The 22,465-nt window shown below is 46.3% G+C and carries 31 protein-coding genes; 18 read left to right on the top strand and 13 right to left on the bottom strand.

The features are described 5' to 3' along the window. Positions 1–53 precede the first annotated feature (53 nt). From xerD to ICN12_RS05110, 3 genes are all read right to left on the bottom strand, one after another. Positions 54–953 (bottom strand): site-specific tyrosine recombinase XerD, encoded by a 900-nt coding sequence (gene xerD / locus ICN12_RS05120; RefSeq protein WP_216271182.1) that lies wholly within the window; start codon positions 951–953, stop codon positions 54–56. Between the two features lies 1 nt (position 954). After that, the gene (locus ICN12_RS05115; RefSeq protein ID WP_216271181.1) at positions 955–1,230 is read right to left on the bottom strand and encodes a BrnA antitoxin family protein; all 276 of its coding nucleotides are present in this window, start codon (positions 1,228–1,230) and stop codon (positions 955–957) included. Positions 1,231–1,333: 103 nt separating this feature from the next. Then, on the bottom strand, positions 1,334–1,819 hold the full coding sequence (locus ICN12_RS05110) for a YajQ family cyclic di-GMP-binding protein (protein ID WP_216271180.1): 486 nt from the start codon (positions 1,817–1,819) through the stop codon (positions 1,334–1,336). 79 nt (positions 1,820–1,898) lie between these two features. On the opposite strand from ICN12_RS05110, the gene murB reads away from it, so the two are divergent. Then, positions 1,899–2,939, top strand: a complete 1,041-nt coding sequence (gene murB / locus ICN12_RS05105) for a UDP-N-acetylmuramate dehydrogenase (protein WP_216271179.1) — start codon at positions 1,899–1,901, stop codon at positions 2,937–2,939. A gap of 32 nt (positions 2,940–2,971) precedes the next feature. Here murB and ICN12_RS05100 read toward each other — a convergent pair whose 3' ends face one another. Together ICN12_RS05100 and xseA are read right to left on the bottom strand one after the other, a co-directional pair. Then, the gene (locus ICN12_RS05100; protein WP_216271178.1) at positions 2,972–4,990 is read right to left on the bottom strand and encodes an NHL repeat-containing protein; all 2,019 of its coding nucleotides are present in this window, start codon (positions 4,988–4,990) and stop codon (positions 2,972–2,974) included. A gap of 54 nt (positions 4,991–5,044) precedes the next feature. After that, complete coding sequence (gene xseA / locus ICN12_RS05095) at positions 5,045–6,256, bottom strand: exodeoxyribonuclease VII large subunit (RefSeq protein WP_216271177.1); 1,212 nt, start codon at positions 6,254–6,256, stop codon at positions 5,045–5,047. A gap of 314 nt (positions 6,257–6,570) precedes the next feature. Here xseA and ICN12_RS05090 point away from each other — a divergent pair, with 314 nt between their 5' ends. From ICN12_RS05090 to adk, 6 genes are all read left to right on the top strand, one after another. Further along, positions 6,571–7,221, top strand: a complete 651-nt coding sequence (locus tag ICN12_RS05090; RefSeq protein ID WP_216271176.1) for a MotA/TolQ/ExbB proton channel family protein — start codon at positions 6,571–6,573, stop codon at positions 7,219–7,221. Then, complete coding sequence (locus ICN12_RS05085; protein WP_216271174.1) at positions 7,218–7,664, top strand: ExbD/TolR family protein; 447 nt, start codon at positions 7,218–7,220, stop codon at positions 7,662–7,664. Before ICN12_RS05090 ends, ICN12_RS05085 begins: the two co-directional genes overlap by 4 nt. A 40-nt stretch (positions 7,665–7,704) precedes the next feature. Further along, positions 7,705–8,796, top strand: a complete 1,092-nt coding sequence (gene lpxK / locus ICN12_RS05080) for a tetraacyldisaccharide 4'-kinase (RefSeq protein ID WP_216271172.1) — start codon at positions 7,705–7,707, stop codon at positions 8,794–8,796. Positions 8,797–8,815: 19 nt separating this feature from the next. Beyond that, on the top strand, positions 8,816–8,995 hold the full coding sequence (locus tag ICN12_RS05075; protein ID WP_216271162.1) for a Trm112 family protein: 180 nt from the start codon (positions 8,816–8,818) through the stop codon (positions 8,993–8,995). A 31-nt stretch (positions 8,996–9,026) separates the two neighbouring features. Continuing rightward, positions 9,027–9,785 (top strand): 3-deoxy-manno-octulosonate cytidylyltransferase, encoded by a 759-nt coding sequence (gene kdsB, locus ICN12_RS05070; RefSeq protein ID WP_216271161.1) that lies wholly within the window; start codon positions 9,027–9,029, stop codon positions 9,783–9,785. Positions 9,786–9,899: 114 nt separating this feature from the next. Continuing rightward, on the top strand, positions 9,900–10,565 hold the full coding sequence (gene adk, locus ICN12_RS05065) for an adenylate kinase (protein WP_216271159.1): 666 nt from the start codon (positions 9,900–9,902) through the stop codon (positions 10,563–10,565). A gap of 69 nt (positions 10,566–10,634) precedes the next feature. On the opposite strand, the gene ICN12_RS05060 is transcribed toward adk, so the two are convergent. Both ICN12_RS05060 and ICN12_RS05055 read right to left on the bottom strand, forming a co-directional pair. Continuing rightward, the gene (locus tag ICN12_RS05060; protein ID WP_216271157.1) at positions 10,635–10,937 is read right to left on the bottom strand and encodes an addiction module antidote protein; all 303 of its coding nucleotides are present in this window, start codon (positions 10,935–10,937) and stop codon (positions 10,635–10,637) included. Next, the gene (locus ICN12_RS05055) at positions 10,938–11,240 is read right to left on the bottom strand and encodes a type II toxin-antitoxin system RelE/ParE family toxin (protein ID WP_216271155.1); all 303 of its coding nucleotides are present in this window, start codon (positions 11,238–11,240) and stop codon (positions 10,938–10,940) included. Positions 11,241–11,346: 106 nt separating this feature from the next. Between ICN12_RS05055 and ICN12_RS05050 the strand changes: the two genes are divergently transcribed. Further along, positions 11,347–11,520, top strand: coding sequence for a hypothetical protein (locus ICN12_RS05050; RefSeq protein ID WP_216271153.1), 174 nt, complete (start codon positions 11,347–11,349; stop codon positions 11,518–11,520). A gap of 21 nt (positions 11,521–11,541) precedes the next feature. Further along, on the top strand, positions 11,542–11,703 hold the full coding sequence (gene relB / locus ICN12_RS05045; RefSeq protein ID WP_216271151.1) for a type II toxin-antitoxin system RelB family anti-toxin transcriptional regulator: 162 nt from the start codon (positions 11,542–11,544) through the stop codon (positions 11,701–11,703). Between the two features lie 100 nt (positions 11,704–11,803). Here the strand turns inward: relB and nrdR are convergent, their stop codons facing one another. Both nrdR and glyA read right to left on the bottom strand, forming a co-directional pair. Continuing rightward, the gene (gene nrdR, locus ICN12_RS05040; protein ID WP_216271149.1) at positions 11,804–12,250 is read right to left on the bottom strand and encodes a transcriptional regulator NrdR; all 447 of its coding nucleotides are present in this window, start codon (positions 12,248–12,250) and stop codon (positions 11,804–11,806) included. Between the two features lie 23 nt (positions 12,251–12,273). Then, positions 12,274–13,518 carry a serine hydroxymethyltransferase gene (glyA, locus tag ICN12_RS05035; RefSeq protein ID WP_216271147.1) on the bottom strand — a complete coding sequence of 415 codons (1,245 nt, stop codon included), beginning with the start codon at positions 13,516–13,518 and terminating at the stop codon, positions 12,274–12,276. A gap of 76 nt (positions 13,519–13,594) precedes the next feature. Between glyA and tolQ the strand changes: the two genes are divergently transcribed. The 4 genes from tolQ to tolB are packed head-to-tail and all read left to right on the top strand — an operon-like array spanning position 13,595 to position 16,838. After that, positions 13,595–14,251, top strand: a complete 657-nt coding sequence (tolQ, locus tag ICN12_RS05030) for a protein TolQ (RefSeq protein WP_216271145.1) — start codon at positions 13,595–13,597, stop codon at positions 14,249–14,251. Between the two features lie 2 nt (positions 14,252–14,253). Next, on the top strand, positions 14,254–14,673 hold the full coding sequence (gene tolR, locus ICN12_RS05025; RefSeq protein WP_215305811.1) for a protein TolR: 420 nt from the start codon (positions 14,254–14,256) through the stop codon (positions 14,671–14,673). Positions 14,674–14,692: 19 nt separating this feature from the next. Further along, positions 14,693–15,523: an energy transducer TonB gene (locus ICN12_RS05020; protein WP_216271143.1), complete on the top strand. Its 831-nt coding sequence runs from the start codon at positions 14,693–14,695 to the stop codon at positions 15,521–15,523. A 10-nt stretch (positions 15,524–15,533) separates the two neighbouring features. Continuing rightward, positions 15,534–16,838 carry a Tol-Pal system beta propeller repeat protein TolB gene (gene tolB / locus ICN12_RS05015; protein ID WP_216271141.1) on the top strand — a complete coding sequence of 435 codons (1,305 nt, stop codon included), beginning with the start codon at positions 15,534–15,536 and terminating at the stop codon, positions 16,836–16,838. A gap of 10 nt (positions 16,839–16,848) precedes the next feature. On the opposite strand, the gene ICN12_RS05010 is transcribed toward tolB, so the two are convergent. Together ICN12_RS05010 and ICN12_RS05005 are read right to left on the bottom strand one after the other, a co-directional pair. Continuing rightward, positions 16,849–17,337 (bottom strand): RES family NAD+ phosphorylase, encoded by a 489-nt coding sequence (locus ICN12_RS05010; protein ID WP_216271139.1) that lies wholly within the window; start codon positions 17,335–17,337, stop codon positions 16,849–16,851. Further along, positions 17,334–17,834 (bottom strand): Xre family toxin-antitoxin system antitoxin, encoded by a 501-nt coding sequence (locus ICN12_RS05005; RefSeq protein ID WP_216271137.1) that lies wholly within the window; start codon positions 17,832–17,834, stop codon positions 17,334–17,336. Before ICN12_RS05005 ends, ICN12_RS05010 begins: the two co-directional genes overlap by 4 nt. A 174-nt stretch (positions 17,835–18,008) precedes the next feature. Between ICN12_RS05005 and pal the strand changes: the two genes are divergently transcribed. The 5 genes from pal to ICN12_RS04980 all read left to right on the top strand — a co-directional run bounded on the left by pal (position 18,009) and on the right by ICN12_RS04980 (position 20,628). Continuing rightward, entirely contained in the window at positions 18,009–18,506 is a 498-nt protein-coding gene (pal, locus tag ICN12_RS05000) for a peptidoglycan-associated lipoprotein Pal (RefSeq protein ID WP_216271135.1), read from the top strand. Continuing rightward, a complete protein-coding gene (gene ybgF, locus ICN12_RS04995; RefSeq protein ID WP_216271133.1) occupies positions 18,506–19,237 on the top strand; it encodes a tol-pal system protein YbgF in 732 nt (243 codons plus the stop codon). The genes pal and ybgF overlap by 1 nt, the downstream gene beginning before the upstream one ends. Before the next feature lie 29 nt (positions 19,238–19,266). Further along, positions 19,267–20,007 carry a 7-cyano-7-deazaguanine synthase QueC gene (queC, locus tag ICN12_RS04990; RefSeq protein WP_216271131.1) on the top strand — a complete coding sequence of 247 codons (741 nt, stop codon included), beginning with the start codon at positions 19,267–19,269 and terminating at the stop codon, positions 20,005–20,007. Between the two features lie 89 nt (positions 20,008–20,096). Beyond that, complete coding sequence (locus tag ICN12_RS04985) at positions 20,097–20,351, top strand: type II toxin-antitoxin system prevent-host-death family antitoxin (protein WP_216271129.1); 255 nt, start codon at positions 20,097–20,099, stop codon at positions 20,349–20,351. Continuing rightward, positions 20,338–20,628 (top strand): type II toxin-antitoxin system RelE family toxin, encoded by a 291-nt coding sequence (locus ICN12_RS04980; RefSeq protein WP_216271127.1) that lies wholly within the window; start codon positions 20,338–20,340, stop codon positions 20,626–20,628. The genes ICN12_RS04985 and ICN12_RS04980 overlap by 14 nt, the downstream gene beginning before the upstream one ends. 1 nt (position 20,629) lies before the next feature. Here the strand turns inward: ICN12_RS04980 and ICN12_RS04975 are convergent, their stop codons facing one another. Together ICN12_RS04975 and ribD are read right to left on the bottom strand one after the other, a co-directional pair. Then, positions 20,630–21,250: a riboflavin synthase gene (locus tag ICN12_RS04975; RefSeq protein ID WP_216271125.1), complete on the bottom strand. Its 621-nt coding sequence runs from the start codon at positions 21,248–21,250 to the stop codon at positions 20,630–20,632. 69 nt (positions 21,251–21,319) lie between these two features. After that, positions 21,320–22,435: a bifunctional diaminohydroxyphosphoribosylaminopyrimidine deaminase/5-amino-6-(5-phosphoribosylamino)uracil reductase RibD gene (gene ribD, locus ICN12_RS04970; protein WP_216271123.1), complete on the bottom strand. Its 1,116-nt coding sequence runs from the start codon at positions 22,433–22,435 to the stop codon at positions 21,320–21,322. Between the last annotated feature and the right edge of the window lie 30 nt (positions 22,436–22,465).

Here is a 22,465-nt window from a genome sequence, read left to right as displayed (position 1 = left end):
TGCCTGCTATTCATCGCTTAAGTGATATCACAAAATGATACCATTTAGAAACCTCAGCCTCTAGGATGATGCTGCTGATGAATCGACTTCAGACGCTCTCTAGCCACGTGGGTATAGATCTGAGTAGTGGATATGTCAGCATGACCCAAGAGCAGCTGCACAACCCTTAAATCCGCCCCATGATTGAGCAAATGGGTTGCAAATGCATGGCGAAGGGTATGGGGAGATAAAGCGACAGGGATATTGGCGATAGTGGCATAGCGCTTAATCAGCGCCCAGAATGCCTGCCGAGTCAGACCTGTTCCCGTATGCCGGCCCACAAACACCGCATCTGAAGTTTTGCCCTCTAATAAAGGTGCTCTAGCCTCCGCTAAGTAGCGTCTTAACCACTGCCCTGCTTCGCCACCAAATGGCACTAAACGCTCCTTGCCACCCTTACCGTTGACGATTCTGACAACGCCCTCATTTAAGCCCAGCGCTACCGTCTTTAGTGAAACGATTTCTGAGACACGCAAACCGCTGGCATACATCAATTCGAGCATGGTGCGATCACGCAAGCCCAAAGAGGTCTCGACATCGGGGGCATTGAGCAAAGTAGTTACTTGATCTTCACTCAAGGTCTTTGGAAAGCGCAAAGCTTGTTTTGCCGCACGCAAACCAATACAGGGATCACTCTTGACTAAATTGATTCGTAAAGCATGACGGTAAAACCGTTTAAATACCGTGAGACGTCGATTAGCGGTAGTAGCCTTATCTGCACGACGATGGGCAATATAAGCCGTAAGATCTTTTTCGGTAACGCCGTAAAGATCAGTACCAGAGTCTTTGTAAAGCCACTGAGCCAAGAGCAATAGATCTCGACGATAGGCTGACAAGCTATTTTGTGCCAGCCCATCCTCCAACCAACAAGCATCACAGAAGCGCTCGATGGCTTCTTGGCTTGTGGGATGCATGTTATTTTGTCGCCTCTTCCAATTTTTCCGCCAGCCAAATCTTCATCAAAGACTGGTACGGAACATCCATCTTATTAGCCTGCAACTTAACGCCCTCTAGGAAGCTTTGAGATAAGCGCAAGGATATAGAAGCGGTTGTCAGCTTCAAATTGGGCATAGTCACCCGCTTAGCTTTTGACAAATCAAAGTAATCAGAAGCATCATTTTTTTCCCAAAAAATTCGCTCTTCTTTTTCACTTGTAAAGCTTGGTATGGTCAATTTACTAGGCTTTTTCATAACAGGCCCTTTCTCTCTTACTCATGGATCGCGCAGAAACAATGCGAATTAAAGTGTCCCAATTTCGCAAGGTAAAAATAATTGATAGCCCATCATTTACACATTAGTCACGGAAATTATTAAAGGCTAAAGGAGCTTCAGTAACTTCTTTCTTGAGCAAAGCCATCGTTTCTTGCAAATCATCACGCTTAGCACCAGTAACCCGCACTGCGTCACCCTGAATACTCGCCTGAACTTTAATCTTGCTGTCTTTAATGATGCGCACCACCTTTTTAGCCAACTCTGAAGTAATTCCTTTTTGGATCTTCATCGTTTGCTTACGCTTGTCGCTACCGATAGTCTCTTTTTTATCGTCTTTTAAATAACGTACGTCTACGTTACGCTTGGCCATCTTGCCATATAAGACATCGCGAACTTGACCTAATTTGAAATCATCATCACCAAACAAAATGAGGGTTTCATCCTTTTGCTCTACACGGCTATCAGAGCCTTTGAAATCAAAGCGATTGGTAATCTCTTTATTAGACTGCTCGATTGCATTTTTCAACTCAATCATGTCTGGTTCGCAAACTACGTCAAATGTTGGCATATCTACTCCTTAGGTCATATCTTGGTAATCTTGTTGGGCACTTTGCCTGCGCAAATACGATTGCGAATAAGATTGTGGCATGAACTCCGCACAAAATGCGCCTCTCTCGCCAAAATTGACCCCCAATATGGGGCTGAAAGACCGCAATACCTTTGGCTTTGAGGTTAGCGCTGAATTAGCGTACGAGATCAGCGCCGCAAATGAGCTCCCATCTTTAATGGCGGATATTCAGGAAAAGAACTTAGCTTGGCGGGTTCTGGGCGGTGGTAGCAACGTGATACTTCCAGCGAGCTTGCCTGGGGCAACATTACTCATGAATATTGCCGGTCAGAAAATCCTTCGGGTCGATGAGCAAAACACCTATATTGCCGTAGGGGCAGGCGTCAATTGGCATGAATTTGTCTCTTGGACTCTAGAGCAGAATGTTCCTGGCCTCGAAAATCTAGCCCTCATCCCCGGGACCGTAGGGGCAGCGCCAATACAAAACATTGGAGCCTATGGAGCGGAAGTTGCCGACTTTATTGACAGTATCGAAGCGTTCGATACCGGGGCCCATGCCTTTGTCACTCTCCCAAAAGAAGCATGCCACTTTGCCTATCGCGATAGCTACTTCAAGCAACATCCCCAACAATATATCGTGACAAAGGTCGCTTTTAAAATCCCCAAAATCTGGGCACCTCGCCTTCACTATGCAGATTTAGCTAAACAATTTATTGATAGCAATACAGCACCAAGCGCGCAAGATATTTTCCAGGCCGTCTGCACAATTCGGACACAAAAATTACCAGACCCCAAAGTGATTGGTAATGCAGGAAGCTTTTTTCAGAACCCTGTTGTCCCCAATACTCTGTTCGAAGCGCTACAAAAGCAATTTCCAGAGATGGTGTCTTACCCAGATCAATCAGGCATGCGCAAGCTTGCTGCTGGATGGCTCATTGATCAATGCGGGTTCAAAGGCCAAACAATGGGATCTGTTGGGGTCTATCAAAACCAAGCCTTGGTGCTGGTCAATCATGGTGGCGGCACAGCCAAAGATATTCTCACTCTTGCCCAATCCATTAAGGACAAAGTGAATAAAGTATTTGGCGTGCAACTGGAGATTGAGCCCAATATTTTCTAAAACATGAATTTAGAGAAATCCCTTGGAAGCAATTAAGGACTTTGAGCTGGTCCTAATGTCGGCGCTTTGGTTGGCGCGGCTACACCAATAAAAATCACCATTCCATCGCCACCAGGATTGCTAAGGTCAGATACAGCACTTGGCTTCCAGTTATTCGCGGCCCAAATATTTCCAGCCATATCTGCATTAACCGAGGTTAACCTCATCAAAGGACGATAGGATGGGAGCGAGCCCGTGCCATATAAAGGCACTCCAGAATTTAATAACACCTGGCTGCCAGCTGATGGCAAGGTGTACCCAGTAGCCGGAGAAATAGCCGTACCCGTTGAGACCCCAACCGGGCAATTTCCAGTCGCCCCACACAACTGCACAACGCTATAGGGGACCTGATCCAGTGGCAAAGCTACATCTCCAAAATTAGCCACCCATGGATTGCCTTTAGCATCGATTGAAATACCCCATGGTCCGTTAATTCCTTGACCGGTATAGGTGCCAATGATTGTGCCGCTGGAATTGATCTCATACACGGTGGAATTGGCTCCAGCAGCAACCCAAGCATTTCCCAGGGAATCAACTGCTACCCCCTTAGGATTGCTTCCTGCTGGGAGTATGACTGACGCCAACTTAGAAATTGTTCCATTAGTAATTTTCAGCTTAGAAACGGTATCTGAACCGGTATAGCTAACCCAAGCACTGCCATCACTTGCAATGGCCACCCCAAAAGGCTCGGTATTACTATCGGTATAACTAGCAGCATTGCTGGCACTACCGTTGCGATATACCACTACTGAATTATTTCCATAGCTGGCCATCCAAATATTATTGGATTGATCAACTGCAATACCTTGCACCCGTGAGAGTCCATTTGTATAACCAGTAGATGGCGACACTGGCACACCTAAAGACGAAAGCTTGGTAACGCTGCCACTACTAGGGAAGCTATTACCCCAACCAAAATTACCCGACCAAATATTGCCTAAGGTATCGATGGCTATTCCGAAGCCAGAGCCCAGGATTCCGCCACCGGTAATTGGAGAATTTGGAGTATTGAGCAGGCCTGTAGCAGGCTTGCCGTTGGGTTGAAGCACCATTAAGCAATTCGAAGAATTGGCTGTGGGTTGAAGCACATTGTTATTAATCCAAGCATAGCCATTAACATCAAATGCCACATTGGCAGGGCCACCAAAGGGGCAATTGGAATTGCCGCTGTTATTGACTTTAAGGGCCATCGTCCACGCTTGCAGCTTTTGAAAGTTGAGGCCACTAGGACCTTGGTTAGCTGTCAGCGCTGGTGAATACGCATTTGTAGCATTTACCAAATTAAAAATACCCGTGACATTATTGGCGGGATTGAGAGCAATATTGACAGCAGCTTGCATGGTGTTCGTTGGCAATGCGGCATTAGATGCAGGTGTTGCCGCAAACAAAGCAGTGCAAGCATTACTCAAGCCCTGAGTACACGCAGCTAATTTATTTGCAAGACTTCCGAGCGCACTCCAGGTATTGGTCTCATATCCATTCGGTGATGTTTGGATCACTATTGAGGCTGAACCAGATTCGGCAGCAACGAGATTCTCAGCCATGCCCGCTGCAATGCTTAATGGAATTGCTGAACCCGCTATAGAGAGATCGCTTTGCAGGAATTGAGCAAAAGCATAAGCAGTGGCTACAGTGGTTAAGTCATTAATTTTGACGGCGCTCAATGGACCGCTCCCCAGACTCGCTATTAATTGGATGCCTGATGACTTGGTGGCAACCGCATAGTAAAGAGCTGGATTGCTATTGGTGTTGGTATTGCTAACGGGTACTTTGGCAGTAAAGTTACCCGCTCCATCTGTGGTGGTTTGCACGACTAATATTGGGGTGCCGGTTTGGGCTTGGTAAATAGAAACTGTTGCGCCCCCAATTGCCACCGCTGGAGCACTTCCACCCGAGCTCACTGTTCCATTAATAACCACATTGTTGGGGGTGGAGCTGCCGGTGCAGGAGCTCAGCAAGATAGCTCCACAGCCTGCCACTACAAATAGCGAAAAAGTTCTTAATAAAGTCATAGTGTGTTTGTACAGAAAAAATATCAAAACATCAAACTAATTCATAGCGGTTCATCAATTCACTTCAAGCTTAGAAAACTCCACCTCTACCTGACCTTCAGCCAGGCGCACCTGGAAGCCCTGCTCGGTATTGAGTTCCTTGGGGTTGCGTACTGCATGCATCGCTTGCGCTTCCTTGCTCAAAATAACTGCATAGCCACGCTCTAGGGTTCGTTGTGGGTTGAGCATTTCTAACTGAGATTGGTAATGCCCTTGGTTGCGTTTCCAAGCATCTACGCGCACAAGCCACGCTTGATTTAGTCGCTGCTGCCAGCTCGTGATTTGCTCACGCATGCGATCAGGATTAGGCAATGCATGGCTTAATCTGAGTGCCAGCTGATCCAAGGTTTGCGCTTCACGTTCGATGCGCTGATTGATTCTTTGTAAGAGTGCCTGCATGATGGCATCTAACTCTTGCAACATCTGATCGCGACGTGGTGCAGCCAACTCTGCCGCGCCCGTAGGAGTGGGTGCACGCAAATCAGCTACAAAATCCGCAATCGTGACATCGGTTTCATGACCAACACCACTGACAATCGGAATGGGGGACTGTGCAATAGCGTAAGCCAACTTCTCATCATTAAATGCCCAAAGATCTTCAATACTGCCCCCACCCCGCACTAGCAAAATTACATCGACTGCATTTTCTTTTTCGGCAGATTTCAGAGCGGAAATAATTCCTGCTGGCGCATCTGGCCCTTGCACTAGCGTTGGATAAATCACGATTGGGATATGCGGCGCTCTTCTTGCTAAAGTGCTCAGCACATCTTTTAGTGCTGCAGCCTGAGGCGAAGTAATAATGCCAATCGATCTTGGATGGGTCGGGATGGGGTGCTTGTTCTCGACATCAAATAGCCCTTCTTTTGCCAGCTTAGCCTTGAGCTTTAAGAAGGCCTCATAAAGACCACCCATGCCTGCGCGACGCATACTTTGCACTGTCAGCTGAATATCGCCCCGCGGAACATAAAACCCGAGATTTGCGGCGAGCTCCACCAAATCCCCAGATTGCGGCATAAAGCCAACCTGGCCATTACGGCCACGGAACATCACGCAACGGATCTGGCCTTCTTCATCTTTTAGTGAGAAATACCAGTGCCCACTGTCATAAGCCTTGAAATTAGAAATTTCCCCGCTAACCCACACGGTATCAAAGCGCTCCTCTAAAGAACTTGCAATGGCGCGGTTTAAATCGCCAACACTCAGAATTTCTCGTGATATTTCCGACATTTTTTCTCTTTTTCTACACAGCTATGAGGTCTATTGGTGAATAAATATCCACAGAAGCCCATACAGCCTAGGTCTGAGCTCTATAAGTAAGTAATTACTGACCCAAAACGTCTCATAAAACCCACAATTAATCCGTATCTCATTGATTTATATCATCAATTCTTAAGCCCCATCTTAAGGGGATTTCACCAAAATGGGGTGTCATCACCATCAATCAAGTACTTACAAGGCATTTTCTAAAAAGTTTTACACAGAGTTATCCACAGGATGCCTTTGTTAAAACCCATTTTCAATTCAGCTAAAGTACTGAGCTTATGTACTCAATCTTACTGTCTGCTGGTTGGCCTATTTGGCCCCTTCTCATCATCTCCATTATCGGGCTGGCGATTGTCATTGAGCGCGCCTGGTATTTGCGCCAAATTCATATCTTTCCAAAAGACAGCCTTGAATCGGTATTTGGGCTCGCTGATGCTATTTCTCAGCAAAAAACTGCTTCAGCCATCTCTGCGTCGGAGATTAGCGCAATTAGCCAGCTTTCCCCAGTGGGATCGCTCTTTGCGTGCCTCCTTCGTGAAAAAGTTGCAGGTAGCACTGCAGATTCAGCGCTAGAAGAGTTACAAGCCAGCGCACAGTCCGCCTGGTTCAAGCTTGATCGCTACTTAGGCGCTCTAGCTACGATTGCCACGGTTGCCCCTCTACTAGGACTCTTTGGCACAGTCGTCGGTATGATTGAAATCTTCGGTAGTCAAGGCGCAATTAGTGGCGGTGCGGGCAGCCCACAACAACTTGCTCATGGCATCTCCGTTGCCCTGTACAACACCGCTTTTGGATTACTGATTGCCATTCCTGCTTTAGCAGCCTGGCGTGGCCTACGCGCGATGGCTAATCAACGCCAACACGAGTGTGAAGAATTTACCCGTCAATTATTTAAAAAACTCTATCCGCACTCTGCCAATACCAAATGAGTTGGCTAGACAACAAGCTTCAGTACCGCGGCCAGTTTTCATTGGGGGTGCGCTCAATCCCAGTTGAGCCAGAAATCAATCTCATTCCCTTTATTGACGTGTTGCTAGTAGTGCTGATCTTTTTAATGATCTCTACAACCTTCACTCGTTACCAAGAGCTGGCGATCACGCTACCAACAGCCAATGGTGCAGCAAGCCAATCGGAGCTAAAGCAAATTCATATAGCAGTGAGTCGCGATGGGCGTTTTGCTATTAATGGCAAAGTGACTGACCGCAGTCAACTCAGCAATAGCCTCAATGTTCTCAATAAAGACAACGCAATCCAAGTAAATATCGATGCAGATGCAAAAGCACCGCACCAGGCAGTCATGAGCGCCTTAGAGGCTGCACGCGACGCCAATCTATCTAATATTGTGTTTAGCAGTCAAACTACTAAAAAGTAAATAACTTAAGTAAAAAATTGAGCTAAACAAATCGCCCCTCATGTCATCCCCTAAAAAATCTTCTTTCTTAAATAAAGCGCCCCAGTTTTGGGAAAGACGTGGGCCAACAAGTCTGATACTTTGGCCTTTATCTAAGGTTTACGGTTGGGTAAATGAAGCTTTGGATCTAATCAATGATCTGAACCTAGGTAGGCGCAAACCACAAGCAGTACCAATCATCATTGTTGGCAATATTCGAGTAGGTGGCACTGGTAAGACGCCTATCGTGATTGCACTAGCCGAACAACTCGCACGCATTGGATGGAGGCCCGGGATTATTAGTCGGGGTTATGGTGCCTCAGCACTGAGTACGCCCCTCCAAGTGAAGAGTGATTCCAACCCCCAAAAAGTTGGCGATGAACCAGTGCTGATTGCTAAGCGTACCCACAATCAATTTCCGATCTGGGTTCATCCCAAGCGAGTGCTCAGTATTCAGTCTCTACTAAAGCATGATCCCGCAGTGAACGTGATCATTAGTGATGATGGACTGCAACATCGCAGCCTTGTTCGCTGGCCCGCACGTGAGGGTGGTCGCGATATCGAATTCGTAGTCCGAGATGCACGCGAAGAAGGCAATGGTTTCTTACTGCCTGCGGGACCTCTACGTGAGCCAGCTACTCGCGAACGGGATGCTACTTTAATGACTGGATCAAACACATCTTCTAGCCACATCGATGAATATTTTCTGGGGCGGCGGGCTTTCACACTAGCCAGCCATTTAGGTAGGCCTTATCAACTTTTTAATCCTAGCAATACTCAATCGCTGGCTGTCATTGCAGACACTTACCTCCCAAACAAGATTACCGCTGTTGCAGCCATTGGTAATCCACAGCGCTTTTTTGATGACTTATTAAAGCAAGGCATTGCAGGTAAAGGTATTGGCTTAGCCGATCATGCTAGCTACAGCCCTGAGTTTTTCTCCTCCATTAACGCTGAATGCATTCTGATTACGGAAAAGGATGCCGTAAAATGTTCTGCAATACACGATGAACGTATTTGGGTGGTTCCGATGACTTTAGAAATACCCAATACATTGGCGGACTGGTTGCAGTCTATATTGCTAAGGCCTGATCCAAATCAATACACTTTATAAAAGATAGCAAAGATCAAATATGGATAAGCGATTACTAGAGATTTTGGTGTGTCCTTTATGCAAAAGCACTTTGCATTTAGATGCTGAAAAGCATGAGCTCATTTGTAAAGCAGATCGTTTGGCTTACCCCATTCGCAATGACATTCCGGTCATGTTGGTCGATGAAGCCCGCAGCCTTTCTGCTGAGGAATGCAACTAATTCAAGCCTTCTCGATTGAATTCAAAAATACATGAGCAATCAGCCTCCAGAATTTTTAGTAGTAATACCCGCCAGACTTGGCTCAACCCGTCTGCCACGTAAGCCTCTAGCAGACATTGGCGGTAAGCCTATGGTGATTCGCGTAGCGGAACGCGCCCAACAATCACACGCACAAAGCGTAGTGGTTGCGACCGACTCGCCTGAAATCCAAGCAGCTTGTGACAAACATCGTATTGAGTGTTTGTTAACTAGCCCAAATCACCCCACCGGCACAGACCGCATTGCTGAAGTAGCGCAACTCCTTAAACTTCCCGCAGATACTTTGGTGGTGAATGTGCAAGGCGATGAACCCCTCATTCCACCAGAATTGATTAATCAAGTTGCCCAAACTTTAGCCGACCATTCGGCTTGTGCAATTTCCACTGTGGCAGTCCCCATTACCGATACTGCCGAGATCAATAATCCCAATGTGGTTAAAGTGGTTCTCAACAAAGCTGGGGAAGCCTTGTATTTCTCAAGATCCGCCATTCCGTTTGTGCGCGACCCTGAAGCAGGGGTGCCAGTCACTCACTTGCGACATTTAGGCATTTACGCCTACCGGGCTGACTTTTTAGAGGCCTACACCCGCCTTGAACCCGCTCCACCCGAGCAAGCCGAGGCCCTAGAACAGCTTCGCGCCCTCTGGAATGGATACCGAATTGCGGTGCACACCGCCAGTGAAGCCCCGCCAGCAGGGGTAGATACCCCAGAGGACCTGGAAAGAGTGCGGCAATTGCTAGCTCGCCCCTAGGCCAATCAGCCAAAGTCTCGGTAGTTTGAAACTTCTCGGGGATAATCCTAGGCAATAAGTATCCAGGTTCCCAACAAAATACGGGACAATGTCAGCTCTTCTAAGGGGAAAACAATGCGGTTGATTCTGCTCGGTGCACCAGGTGCTGGAAAAGGCACACAAGCTCAGTTTATTTGCGAAAAATTTGCTATTCCACAAATCTCGACAGGCGATATGTTGCGCGCTGCTGTGAAGGCCGGAACTGAACTCGGCATTGCTGCTAAAAAAATTATGGATGCCGGCGGCCTTGTTTCCGACGAAATCATCATTGGCTTAGTTAAAGATCGCTTAACCCAACCAGATTGCGGCAAGGGTTATTTATTTGATGGTTTCCCAAGAACCATTCCACAAGCACAAGCCATGAAAGATGCTGGCGTACCAATCGATTACGTTCTAGAAATCGATGTACCGTTTGATGCCATCATCGATCGTATGAGTGGTCGTCGCGTTCATCCAGCATCAGGTCGTACTTATCACATCACTTTCAATCCGCCTAAGCTTGAAGGCAAAGATGATGTGACTGGTGAAGACTTGATTCAGCGTGATGATGACAAAGAAGAAACGGTTCGCAAGCGCTTACAAGTTTATAACGATCAGACTCGTCCACTAGTGGAGTACTACTCTACCTGGGCAACTCAAAGCAATGCTGCCGATAAAGTGAAAGCACCTGCTTATCGTAAGGTCAGCGGCACTGGTAGCGTTGATGACATTGCTACTTCTATTTTTGCGGTATTGAAGTAAGCGAGGTAAGCGATATTTTTCGCATATTACGAATATAAAAATGGACTGCTTTGGCAGTCCATTTTTTATTTACGCATGAACACTCAACTTCATTCCTAATGCATGTATTACCTTTGCAACAGTTTCAAATCGTGGGCGAGCCTCAATCTTTAGAGCCCTATAAAGAGATTCTCTTGTAACGCCACTCTTTTTAGCAATATCACTCATTCCTTTTGCTCTTGAAATATCACCGATTGCAGCCACGAATAAAGCGGGATCACCATCTTCCAAGACGGCGTTTAGATATCCAGCAATATCCTTTTCTGTTTTTAAGTAATCAACAACATCAAACTTCGGCAACTCACTGATTTTGATCTTTTTCATTTTTGCCATTTATTTCTCCATGGTCAGAAGTATTTTCTTAACCTTCTTAATGTCAGCTACTTGGGTCGTCTTGATGCCGCCTCCCAAGACAATCACCACCACTTGCCTATGCAGTATGTAGTACATACGCCAACCAGCACCAAAGTGTTCCCTCATCTCCCAAATCCCGTTTGAATTGGATATTGGGGCGACATCCCCAAAGCTACCCAAGGCAACCTTACGAAGTCTTGCCAATAATCGCCCTCGAGTTAAGGGGTCACGAATAGCGGCAAGCCACATCTCGAATTCAACTGTTTTATTAATTTCATACATGCTGAAATTGTAATCAATTGGTTACAGTATACATGCAAAGACCATCTAAAGAAAATAGCTATTTATTTGAATTTAGAGGGCTGCATTTCGATGCTAAATTCTAGGCATGACAGATAAAAAATCAACCAGCAGAATTGTTGATGAAATGGATGAAACCATGCGAGGACTTCATCGCTGTGGGGCTTTATCCACGAGAGAGTTAGAAAAATTTATAAAACATATTGAAGAGAAAGCTAAGCAAGACAAGAGTTTTGATCCAATCAAGTTTAATAAATTTTAACTCTCAAAATATTTACTTCAATTGCGCAGCAAAACTCATTTGAGTCAGGCAGTTTTTGCTCTGGCAATCAATACGAGCCTATCGACTATTCAAAAATGGGAAGCTGGAGATAAAAAGCCAAGCGGAACATCCCTAAAACTCTTATCCCTGATTGAAAGAAAGGGATTGGAAATCATTCTGTAAGGCATTTATAGGAATCTTATGCAAAGTTATGCTTTTTACATAACTTTGCATAAGATTCCTATAAATTAGAAAAATAGTCCAAAAGGCTACTAACAAAGCCCTATTTCAACTCTTTGAGCGCACTCTCAAAAGATTCGATATCCGCAAAACTTCGATAGACTGAAGCAAAGCGAATGTAAGCGACTTTGTCTAAGCGCTTGAGTTCACGCATTACCAATTCGCCAACGCGCTCGCTCGGGATCTCTTTTTCACCAAGGCTAAGTAGTTTTTCTTCTATGCGGGCAATTGATTCATCAACAGAGTCTGATGAAACTGGGCGCTTGCGTAAGGCCAGCTTGATTGAGCTAGCCAACTTATCGTGACTGTAATCAACACGACTACCGTTCTTCTTTACGATGGCTGGAAGAACTAGCTCTACACGCTCGTAGGTTGTGAATCGCTTGTCGCATTTTGAGCAACGACGACGACGACGAATCGTATCGCCCTCGTCCGACACCCGGGTATCTAAAACCTGGGTGTCGTCGTTATGACAGAAGGGGCAGCGCAATGAGTGCTTTCTCTAGCTTAGGCTTAGCCGTAAACCGGAAAACGCTTAGTCAACTCAGCAACTTGGGCACGCACTTTAGCAATATTCTCAGAATCATTTGGATTATCCAAGACATCAGCAATAAAGTTACCCACTTGCTTTGCTTCAGCTTCTTTAAACCCGCGAGTAGTCATTGCAGGTGAGCCCAAACGAATACCGCTAGTCACCATTGGTTTTTCTGGATCGTTCGGAATACCGTTCTTGTTGCAAGTGATGTGTGCTTCGCCCAACACGCGCTCAGCTTCTTTACCAGTCATCTTCTTGGCGCGTAAGTCCACCAACATTACATGGGAGTCTGTACCACCAGAAACAATGCGTAGACCACGTTCGATTAAGGTTTCAGCCAAAGCTTTAGCATTGGCAACCACTTGCTTTTGGTAATCCTTAAAGCCAGCTTCTTGCGCCTCTTTAAATGCGACTGCTTTAGCAGCAATCACATGCATCAAAGGACCGCCTTGTAAGCCTGGAAATACTGCAGAGTTAATTGCCTTCTCGTGCTCTGCTTTCATCAAGATGATGCCGCCGCGGGGGCCACGCAAACTCTTGTGAGTAGTTGAAGTAACAATATCAGCATGCGGTACTGGATTTGGATATACGCCAGCAGCTACCAAGCCTGCATAGTGAGCCATGTCCACCATGAAAATCGCACCCACTTCTTTAGCTAATTTACCGATGCGTTCAAAATCAATCTTTCTTGAGTAAGCAGAAGCACCGGCAATAATTAATTTTGGCTTGTGCTCGCGAGCTAAACGCTCCATTTGTTCATAGTCAATCTCTTCATTCTTATCCAAGCCATAAGCGATTGGGTTAAACCACTTACCGCTCATGTTCAGAGCCATACCGTGAGTCAAGTGACCACCTTCAGCCAAGCTCATCCCCATGAATGTGTCGCCCGGCTTTAAGAAAGCCAAGAACACTGCCTGGTTAGCAGAGGCGCCACAATGCGGCTGTACGTTCGCCGCTTCTGCGCCAAATAAAGCCTTTACACGGTCAATCGCCAATTGCTCAGCCACGTCCACAAACTCACAACCGCCGTAATAACGCTTACCTGGATAGCCTTCAGCGTACTTATTGGTCAACTGGGAGCCTTGGGCTGCCATGACTGCTGGGGAGGTGTAGTTTTCAGAAGCGATGAGTTCAATATGGTCTTCTTGACGCTGATTCTCATTCTGAATCGCTGCCCACAATTCTGGGTCAGTTTTGGCTAAAGTATTTTGGCGGTCAAACATGGTGATAATCCTGATGAAGTTGTATTGCTGAGTGAATTAACTTAGTAAAATCAACCTACATCATACAAAATCCACCATGACCTCCACACAAGACCTCTCATTCCTCTCCCTAGTCCTTAATGCCAGCCTATTAGTCCAGTTAGTAATGTTGTTATTAATGGGCATGTCTGTAGCTTCCTGGACCATCATTTTCAAGAAAACCGCCATTCTGCGGGGCGTCAGGCGCGATACAGAGCGTTTTGAGCGTGACTTTTGGTCAGGTGGCGACCTAAGCACCCTCTTAGAAGCTGCTCAGCGCAATACCCGTAGTGATGCGGTTTTAGAGCATATCTTTGAGGCTGGCATGCAGGAGTTCATGAAAGTTCGTGAAATCGATGCCGCCCGCCGTGCCATGAAAGCGACCTATCAGCGCGAAATGGACATGCTGGAAGCCAATCTACCCTTCTTAGCGTCTGTAGGCTCAGTCTCCCCCTATATCGGCCTCTTTGGCACCGTTTGGGGCATCATGCACGCTTTCCGTGGCCTAGCCAACGTTCAAAATGCCACTTTGGCAGCTGTTGCCCCAGGGATTGCTGAGGCATTAGTTGCAACTGCAATCGGCCTCTTTGCCGCTATTCCTGCAGTAGTTGCCTATAACCGCGCCGCAACCGATGTGGACCGCCTAGCGATTCGCTTTGAAACCTTCATCGAAGAATTCACCAACATCTTGCAACGTCAGACTGCAGGCAAATAAGTATGGCCGGATCTCTCAGAAAGTCTTCCAAGCGTCGGGCGATGTCCGACATCAATGTGGTGCCCTACATTGATGTGATGTTGGTACTGCTAGTCATCTTCATGGTGACAGCGCCAATGGTTAATCCTGGCGTCGTCAATTTACCCACTGTCGGTGGCGCAAAAGTGCAATCCTTGCCGCCCGTCTTTTTAACCATTGATGCCAATGAAAATGTCATCGTTCGCAAAGATGGCGACCCCGTTCAGACTTTAAATAAATTTGAGCTCGGTGCCTTTGCAAGATCACAAGCAGAAAAATCTGCTGAGCAACCAGTCGTTCTAGCTGCCGATAAATCCATTAAATATGAAGTGGTGATGGAAGTGATGTCTAAGCTCAAAGAGAACGGCGTGAAACGTGTTGGTCTTGCTGTAAAGAGCCAGTAAGCACCCCTGCATTGTTTCCATGAATAGCGCGCAAACTTTTCACTCAGACTTTACTCGAGGACGTCTGACGAAAAACGAAAGTACAAAACGTGCTTTTAGTTTTTCATTGGCCGTGCACTTAGGCTTGCTTGCATTTCTGATGATTGGCATTAGCTGGAATAACTCCACACCTTCGGGCGTAGAAGTAGAACTGTGGGATGCTAGCCCACAAGTTGAAGCGCCCGTGGTGCCTGAAGTCAAGACAGAGATGAAAGAAGAAGCGGCTGATATCGCCATTAAGAAAAAACCGGTCGAAAAAGAACCTCCTAAAAAAGAAGTCGTGAAAGAAACACCGAAACCAGCTGCTCCACCTAAGCCAACTCCGCCTAAGGAGAAAGAAAAAGAGAAGCCCAAAAAACTTGAGCCAGTTAAGAAAGTAGAAACTCCAAAACCAGCTGCATTGACGCCTGCCCAAATTAAAGCCAATGCAGAGTCCGATAAAAGGCGCGAAGCCAATATTGCTAGTCTGCGTGGATTGGCGGCAAAAGATGGTGGTACCGGTGGATCTGTCGGCAGTGGTGTTGGTGGCGGGGGCAATGCACCTCCTGGCTGGAGCGATAAAGTCATTAAGAAGGTGCGTGCCAATATCACCTTTAATGCAGATTCTTTTAAAGGCAATAAACAAACTATCATTCAGCTTAAGCTCGCTCCAGATGGAGCTATCCTGAGCAGAGTAATGACTTCAAGCAGTGGTGATAATGCTTGGGATCAAGCGGTCTTAAGCGCAATTGATGCTACCCAAAGCCTACCAAAAGACGACAATGGTCAATTTCCAACTCTGACACCTGAACTTAAACTCAAACCGAAGTAAATTACTAGACATGATCAAAAACATCGCACGCTCTTTTATAAAGATCCTTCCGTGGATTGTGGTTCTCGGCTTTGGCGTAAGCAGTCTTCCTAGTCATGCACAGATGAGCATTGAAATCACTGGCGTAGGCCAATCTCTTTATCCAATCGCGGTAATGCGCTTTAAAGATGAGAACAAATTACCCACCAATATCACCGACATCATTCGTCAAGATTTAGCGCGCAGTGGTTACTTCAAAAATACTGAAAACGGCAACGCTAGCGAAAGTGATGAAGGCACACCAAACTACAAGTCTTGGGCAGCTCGCGGAGCAGATGCACTCGTAGTGGGTTCAATAGTGCAGACTAGCGCCTCTCAGTTTGAAATTCATTACAAATTATTTGATATTCGCAAGTCTCTCAGTCTTGGTGGCCTCAACCTTAATTCGAGCGCAGACAATTTGCGCGCTGTGGGCCATAAGATTGCAGACGACATCATCTTCAAACTATTGGGTGAGCGTGGCATCTTCTCTACTCGACTCTCCTACGTCATCAAAGAAGGCAAACGCTATCGCTTGGTGATCTCTGATGCGGATGGTCAAAATATTCGCAATGCCATGAGCAGCGGAGAACCTATCATTTCTCCATCATGGTCACCTGATGGCAAAAAAGTGGCCTACGTTTCTTTTGAAGATCGCAAACCAGTCATTTACGTTCATGAACTGGCAACTGGTCGCCGTATTTCTCTCTCGAACCAAAAAGGAAATAACAGTGCGCCAGCGTGGTCGCCTGACGGTAAAAAACTGGCGATCTCCCTGTCAAAAGATGGCAATACCCAGATCTACGGCATCAATGCCGATGGCACAGGTCTGCATCGCCTCACTCGTGGATACACCATTGATACAGAGCCACAATATTCAGCTGACGGTCGTTATATCTACTTCACCAGTGATCGTGGTGGTAATCCGCAGATTTATCGCATGAGCGCTGAAGGTGAACAAGTTGAAGGGGCAAAACGCGTCACCTATAAACAGGGCTTTGTCACCTCGCCGCGGATTTCACCTGACGGGAAATATTTAGCCTACATCGCCAATGTTGGCGGAGCCTTCCGCCTCTACATCCTCAATCTGGCTACCGGCGATTCCCAAGCATTGACTGACGGCACCAGCGATGAGTCGCCCTCATTTGCAGCAAATGGTCGCTATGTCCTGTATTCCACTAAGGTCGGCGGCAAGCGGGTCTTGGCTGCCGTATCCGTGGATGGCAACTCTAAACAGGTGTTGAGTATTCCAGGGTCTGATGTCCGTCAGCCATCCTGGGGTCCATTTATGGACTAGAGTGCATTGATTAAGGTTGGCCTACTAAGCGCGGGTCGTAAGAAAATTTCTCAATTTTCTTTGCCTTAATCAGCTTCACATCCGGGTGCAGGGGATTAATCAACACATTGCTTGCTTGTGGAATAACAACTGAGGGGACAAACAATAAGGCGCTAGCATTTGATTGCAGCCATTTCTGACCCCTCTCAATGCTGGCAGTTCCCGCTGGCAATGCATCCCAACCAATCCCGGCGGTTTTCATATTCAGCCTCTTAGCCAAATCCCACACTTTTGTCGGGATATCAATCCGCACCAGATAGCGAGTTAAGGGCAAGCCTTGCGCATTGATATGCACTAAGGTTTCCAAACAAGCAAGAGCAATCGATTCAGAGGTATATAAAACTGGTGTCCCTTTTTTATTCCATCTTCCACCAGATTTTTTTGCTCCCTCTCCACTCAGGTCATCCGCTTTGAACGAAGGTGTGTCAACCGCAATTCTCCAAACAGCCTGAACACTCATGCGTATGCCCCAGTTTGAATTTTGGCAAGGAGGTCTGAAATCATTTCTTGACCGGAAACCGTATCTAAGTAAGCCGATGGCTTCTCACCACCTAAAGCTGGAGAAGGCTTTTCAAGCCAATTTGCCACCCACTTCGCAGCGTTAAAACCCTCTGGATTTCCTGACTCAGAAACAATGGACTCTACTTGGCCAACAAGCTTAGCCATACCAATTAAGCGCTCGCCCTGCTCTATAGGCAACATTTGGTTTGCGACTGATTTCTTATCAATAGTTGACTTCGGTAAATTCAAGAACTTGAATAAAGTTTCTTTTGTAATACCCATCGAATCAGAAATGACATTGATATATCGAGCGGGAATCCCATCACGAATTAACTTAATGCGATCCATAGGCTCAACTCGATAAATGGTGGCAAAAGATAAATCCAGATGGGCAAGGCTCAATTGGGGCTTGCTAAGCACTTTCGTTGCAACCTTTTTTGGGATCACGCTAGGCATGTTAAATTCCTCATTTGAGGATTTATATTATCTCAATTGAGGAAAAAAGGAAATAAGCGAAGCGTATTTATGTACCTATTCAGCACACTTTCCATTCAAATTCTTCAATCTTAGGGGCATAATATTGGCTATTAGCTCATTTAATAGCTTCATTTGTAGGAAAAAGGACAGATCATGAAGATTTCTATCGCACGCCGTGCCGCAACCCTCACCCTCGTTGGGGTAACAGCATTATTTTTAGCTGCTTGCTCAAGTGTCAAATTGGATGACGTTGATGGCGCCAATGGCGGCAGCGGAAATTTTGGCTCACAACCATGGAATGATCCAAGTAGCCCACTCTTCCAACGTAGTGTGTATTTTGATTTCAATGAATACACCGTTCAGACTAAATATCAAAAACAATTGTCTGCACACGCCAGCTTCTTAAAGGCCAATTCAAAGCAAAAGATCATCATTCAGGGTAATACCGATGAGCGCGGTACAGCAGAGTACAACTTAGCTTTAGGTCAACGTCGTTCAGATGCAGTTCGTAAATCACTGAACTTGATGGGCGTTTCTGACGACCAGATGGAAGCAGTGAGCTTTGGTAAAGAAAAGCCAAAAGCTGAAGGTGATAACGAAGCCGCATGGGCAGAAAATCGCCGCGCTGACATTGTTTACATTACAAACTAATGCGTAGCCTTTCACACTCTTTTAAACAAACGCTCTCACGAGCGTTTTGTTTAAGTGCCACCGCTCTTTGCTTAGGTCTATCAAGCAATGCTTGGGCACTCTTTGCCGATGACGATGCACGTAAAGCAATTTTGGAGTTACGTAAAACACTCGCAACGACCCAGCTGGACTTACAAAATCAGATTGAGAAACTCAAAGCAGATAACGCTGAGCTTCGCGGTAAGGTAGAGAACCTAGAGAAGCAAGGCGAAGATATCAGCACAAGTCAGAAGACTTACTACCAAGATCTCGATACCCGCTTAGGCAATTTTGAGCCACGCACCATCACCATTGAGGGCGTGAGTGGCATAGTGCAACCGGGCGAGAAAAAAGCTTACGACGAGGCCTTAAAAGCTTTCCAAGCGGGCAATTTGAAAAAGGCAGATGAAGGCTTCTCAGCCTTTGTCAATCGCCACCCTAAGAGCCCCTATGTTCCGCTAGCACTCTTTTGGAGTGGTAACAGCAAATATGCCAATAAAGATTACTCGGGTGCGATTGCACAGTTACAAAGCCTGATTAAGCGCTACCCAAGCCACCCACGCATTCCGACTGCGATGTTGACCTTGGGTAATGCGCAATTGGAAAGTGGCAACAAAGCTGCAGCCAAGAAAACCTTTGGTGAAATCATCAGCAAGTATCCAGATACTGAAGCAGCAAAAGACGCGCAGCAATTAATTGCCGCTACTAAGTAATTTAGAAACTAACGCTTCAATATTTTTCCATGTCTAAGTTATCAGCTGCTTTTCAGAATATCGCCCCACGCAAACCCAATGCACCGGCCGTCATTTTGTTTTCTGGGGGATTGGATTCCAGTACGATTCTGGCGCTGGCAAAAGATCTGGGTTACGCACCATATGCTCTGTCAGTTGGCTATGGCCAACGCCACTCATCCGAACTGGCAGCAGCAAAACACATCGCCAAGAAGATGGGGGTTATCCGTCATGAGGTAGTGAATTTAGACCTTACGCGTTTTGGCGGCTCAGCCCTCACCGACTCCTCTATTGATATCCCCCTTACCCCAGGCAACGATCATGAAATTCCCGTCACTTATGTACCGGCCCGCAATACGATTTTGCTTTCGCTAGCCTTGGGTTGGGCTGAGTCATTAGGCGGCTTAGATGTTTTTTATGGCGCTAATGCCGTGGATTACTCTGGCTATCCAGACTGCCGACCAGAATATGTCGCTTCATTTGAAACGATGGCGAATCTAGCTACTAAAGCTGGTGTAGAGGCTATCAATAATGACAATCGCTTTCGGGTTCATGCACCCATCATCAGTATGAGCAAAGCAGAAATCATTCAACTGGGCGTCACCTTGGGTGTCGACTACTCACAAACTGTGTCTTGCTATCAAGCAAATGATTTGGGTGAAGCTTGTGGGGAATGTGAGTCTTGCCGCCTAAGACAAGTAGGCTTCAAGCAAGCTAACCTGAGTGATCCGACGCGCTATCGTCGTCTATAAGCCCCCACCGCATCAAAGCCCTTCCCTTTTCAGGGTTTGACTTTTTGTAAAAAAAGCATAATAATGCACCAAATTATGGGCAATTTATTATGAGTATTACACAAACAATTCACGCAAAAACGACTGTCAGCATGACAGACCTCAGGCGCAATCCAAGCAAAATCTTGGAAATTGCCGGTGACCTACCAGTGGCAGTACTTAATCACAATAAGCCCGAGGCCTATCTCTTATCAGCAAAAGCATATGAGGCATTGTTAGATTTATTGGATGACCTCTCCCTTATCAAAACGATTAAGACTAGAAGTGGCGGAAAAACTGTAAAGGTTAAGCTTGACGACCTTTAGCATTGAGTTTCATGTACTAGCCTTAAAAGAGTGGAAGAAATTAGATAATTCAGTTCGTAGCCAGTTCAAAAAACAGCTTGAAAAACGAATTCAAAATCCTAGAGTGCCGTCAGCAAAACTCCATGGAGATTTAGATGATTTCTACAAGATAAAACTCGCAACCCTAGGGTATAGACTGGTATACGAGGTTATCGACCATAAGCTGGTCATATTAATTGTTGCCGTTGGAAAACGGAATCAATCTGAGGTTTACCAAAAAGCAAGCAGTAGAAAATGAACTACTGAGGAGCTTGCGTTTCCATCATGCGCGCAACATAACGTGCAATCAAATCTACTTCAAGATTAACTGCATCACCTTCCTTGAGATTCCCAAGTGTTGTACTTTGTAAAGTATGGGGAATGAGGTTGATATCAATTACACAGGAATTTGCCGTGTCTTCGGTTTTATTCACAGTTAACGAAACACCGTTGACAACAATCGATCCCTTATAGGCCAAGAATGGCGCCAGCTCTTTGGGCGCTTCGATCTTTAGCAACCAAGAACCATAAGCATCGTCAGCAACAGCGGCAAAATGTGCCACCTTCCCCATACCATCAACATGCCCACTTACTAGGTGACCACCCAAGCGATCATTTAAATGCAACGCCTTTTCTAGATTGACTGGGCCCACTTTGTCTAAGCCAACCGTCTTATTTAAAGACTCGCGTGAGATATCTAAAGCAAAAGTATTGCCAGTAAATTCTGTTGCGGTCATGCATGCACCCTGAATAGCAATGCTATCGCCCAGCGCAACATCATTGAGATACCCAGAAGGTACTTCTACTACCAAGTGCAGGCCATCGCCTTTAGCTTGAGCGCTTTTAATTTGACCAACAGCGGTAATGATTCCAGTAAACATAGTGGGATTGTAGATGGGGTTTATGAGTAGGCTTTAAATCGAATGCACTTGCTGCGTATCTTTTTTGGTTTATTTCTTACAGAGGCGCAAACGAAGATCGGAACCAAACAGGCTTTGATCGATAAGTTGCCAATCCTGACGCTGATCCAAAGATGTCAATGGGGAGATGTTGGCCATCCCAATACCCTCACCCATGAAGAAAGGTGCGTAATAGAGCAAGAGCTCATCAACGCAATCTTCTCTCAGCAGGGAGCCATTCAATTTAAACCCTGCTTCAACATGAATTTCATTCATATGACGCTCTTTTGCTAAATAGGCAAAGAGCTTGGGCAAATCTACTTTGCCATGGGCATTGGCCATCGCAATCACCTCAATACCCAGAGCCTCAAATACTCTCGCCTTCTGTTGACTCTCCTGAGAATCCAATGAAGCGCAGACTAATATTGCACCCGCCTGATCTAAATTCTGCAATACCTTGGCATCGAGTGGCGTCTCTAGTTTGGAGTCGACAATGATTTTCCAGGGCTGGCGCTCAGTCTCGACATCTCTGACGTTGAGACTTGGGTCATCCTCCCTCACCGTACCAACCCCAGTCAAAATGGCACAGGCTTGAGCGCGCCAATGGTGACCATCCGCTCTAGCTAGCGGTCCGGTTATCCATTGGCTTTGACCATTCGGCAAAGCCGTCTTACCATCCAAACTAGCAGCCATTTTCAAGCGGACCCAAGGCAAGCCCCGAGTCATCCTAGAAATAAATCCCTGGTTTACGGCTTGAGCCTCAGACTCCAATAAACCGCAACGCACATCAATGCCAGCGGCCTTTAATCGCTCAAGCCCTTTGCCGCCAACAAGAGGATTGGGGTCTGACATCGCTGCAATCACCATAGCCGGCTTGGCAGCAATTAAAGCGTCTACACATGGTGGCGTTCTGCCCGTGTGGTTGCAAGGCTCCAAGGTCACGTATACCGTTGATCCAACAGGGTCAAAACCATTAGAAGTTACATCGGCCAATGCCTGAACCTCTGCATGGGAGGCACCCACTTTTTGGGTATACCCACGGCCAATGACTTCGCCGCCCTTAACGATGACGCATCCCACCCGAGGATTGGGGTTGGATAGATATAAGGCTTTTTGAGCTTCGGCTAATGCCTCGCTCATAAATTGGCGGTCGACTGCGGTGTACATGGGTCTATTAAAACCGATTGCGACAGAAAG

It is taken from the genome of Polynucleobacter sp. AM-25C3 (assembly GCF_018882335.1).
GTDB lineage: Bacteria > Pseudomonadota > Gammaproteobacteria > Burkholderiales > Burkholderiaceae > Polynucleobacter.
Note: the sequence above shows the minus strand (reverse complement) of the source record. Positions and strands in the feature narration are given on the sequence as shown.

Excerpts from the sequence above, each read along its gene's own strand:
- ICN12_RS05060 (WP_216271157.1), bottom strand. The coding sequence starts at position 10,937 with ATGGCAAAAATGAAAAAGATCAAAATCAGTGAGTTGCCGAAGTTTGAT.
- ICN12_RS04985 (WP_216271129.1), top strand. The coding sequence starts at position 20,097 with ATGAGTATTACACAAACAATTCACGCAAAAACGACTGTCAGCATGACA.
- tolB (WP_216271141.1), top strand. The coding sequence starts at position 15,534 with ATGATCAAAAACATCGCACGCTCTTTTATAAAGATCCTTCCGTGGATT.
- pal (WP_216271135.1), top strand. The coding sequence starts at position 18,009 with ATGAAGATTTCTATCGCACGCCGTGCCGCAACCCTCACCCTCGTTGGG.
- xseA (WP_216271177.1), bottom strand. The coding sequence starts at position 6,256 with ATGTCGGAAATATCACGAGAAATTCTGAGTGTTGGCGATTTAAACCGC.
- xerD (WP_216271182.1), bottom strand. The coding sequence starts at position 953 with ATGCATCCCACAAGCCAAGAAGCCATCGAGCGCTTCTGTGATGCTTGT.
- ICN12_RS05075 (WP_216271162.1), top strand. The coding sequence starts at position 8,816 with ATGGATAAGCGATTACTAGAGATTTTGGTGTGTCCTTTATGCAAAAGC.
- ICN12_RS05090 (WP_216271176.1), top strand. The coding sequence starts at position 6,571 with ATGTACTCAATCTTACTGTCTGCTGGTTGGCCTATTTGGCCCCTTCTC.
- ICN12_RS05100 (WP_216271178.1), bottom strand. The coding sequence starts at position 4,990 with ATGACTTTATTAAGAACTTTTTCGCTATTTGTAGTGGCAGGCTGTGGA.
- ICN12_RS05055 (WP_216271155.1), bottom strand. The coding sequence starts at position 11,240 with ATGTATGAAATTAATAAAACAGTTGAATTCGAGATGTGGCTTGCCGCT.
- ICN12_RS05085 (WP_216271174.1), top strand. The coding sequence starts at position 7,218 with ATGAGTTGGCTAGACAACAAGCTTCAGTACCGCGGCCAGTTTTCATTG.
- tolQ (WP_216271145.1), top strand. The coding sequence starts at position 13,595 with ATGACCTCCACACAAGACCTCTCATTCCTCTCCCTAGTCCTTAATGCC.
- tolR (WP_215305811.1), top strand. The coding sequence starts at position 14,254 with ATGGCCGGATCTCTCAGAAAGTCTTCCAAGCGTCGGGCGATGTCCGAC.
- ICN12_RS05050 (WP_216271153.1), top strand. The coding sequence starts at position 11,347 with ATGACAGATAAAAAATCAACCAGCAGAATTGTTGATGAAATGGATGAA.
- ICN12_RS05010 (WP_216271139.1), bottom strand. The coding sequence starts at position 17,337 with ATGAGTGTTCAGGCTGTTTGGAGAATTGCGGTTGACACACCTTCGTTC.
- lpxK (WP_216271172.1), top strand. The coding sequence starts at position 7,705 with ATGTCATCCCCTAAAAAATCTTCTTTCTTAAATAAAGCGCCCCAGTTT.
- ybgF (WP_216271133.1), top strand. The coding sequence starts at position 18,506 with ATGCGTAGCCTTTCACACTCTTTTAAACAAACGCTCTCACGAGCGTTT.
- kdsB (WP_216271161.1), top strand. The coding sequence starts at position 9,027 with ATGAGCAATCAGCCTCCAGAATTTTTAGTAGTAATACCCGCCAGACTT.
- ICN12_RS05020 (WP_216271143.1), top strand. The coding sequence starts at position 14,693 with ATGAATAGCGCGCAAACTTTTCACTCAGACTTTACTCGAGGACGTCTG.
- ICN12_RS04975 (WP_216271125.1), bottom strand. The coding sequence starts at position 21,250 with ATGTTTACTGGAATCATTACCGCTGTTGGTCAAATTAAAAGCGCTCAA.
- glyA (WP_216271147.1), bottom strand. The coding sequence starts at position 13,518 with ATGTTTGACCGCCAAAATACTTTAGCCAAAACTGACCCAGAATTGTGG.
- ICN12_RS05005 (WP_216271137.1), bottom strand. The coding sequence starts at position 17,834 with ATGCCTAGCGTGATCCCAAAAAAGGTTGCAACGAAAGTGCTTAGCAAG.
- queC (WP_216271131.1), top strand. The coding sequence starts at position 19,267 with ATGTCTAAGTTATCAGCTGCTTTTCAGAATATCGCCCCACGCAAACCC.
- adk (WP_216271159.1), top strand. The coding sequence starts at position 9,900 with ATGCGGTTGATTCTGCTCGGTGCACCAGGTGCTGGAAAAGGCACACAA.
- ribD (WP_216271123.1), bottom strand. The coding sequence starts at position 22,435 with ATGTACACCGCAGTCGACCGCCAATTTATGAGCGAGGCATTAGCCGAA.
- ICN12_RS05115 (WP_216271181.1), bottom strand. The coding sequence starts at position 1,230 with ATGAAAAAGCCTAGTAAATTGACCATACCAAGCTTTACAAGTGAAAAA.
- murB (WP_216271179.1), top strand. The coding sequence starts at position 1,899 with ATGAACTCCGCACAAAATGCGCCTCTCTCGCCAAAATTGACCCCCAAT.
- ICN12_RS05110 (WP_216271180.1), bottom strand. The coding sequence starts at position 1,819 with ATGCCAACATTTGACGTAGTTTGCGAACCAGACATGATTGAGTTGAAA.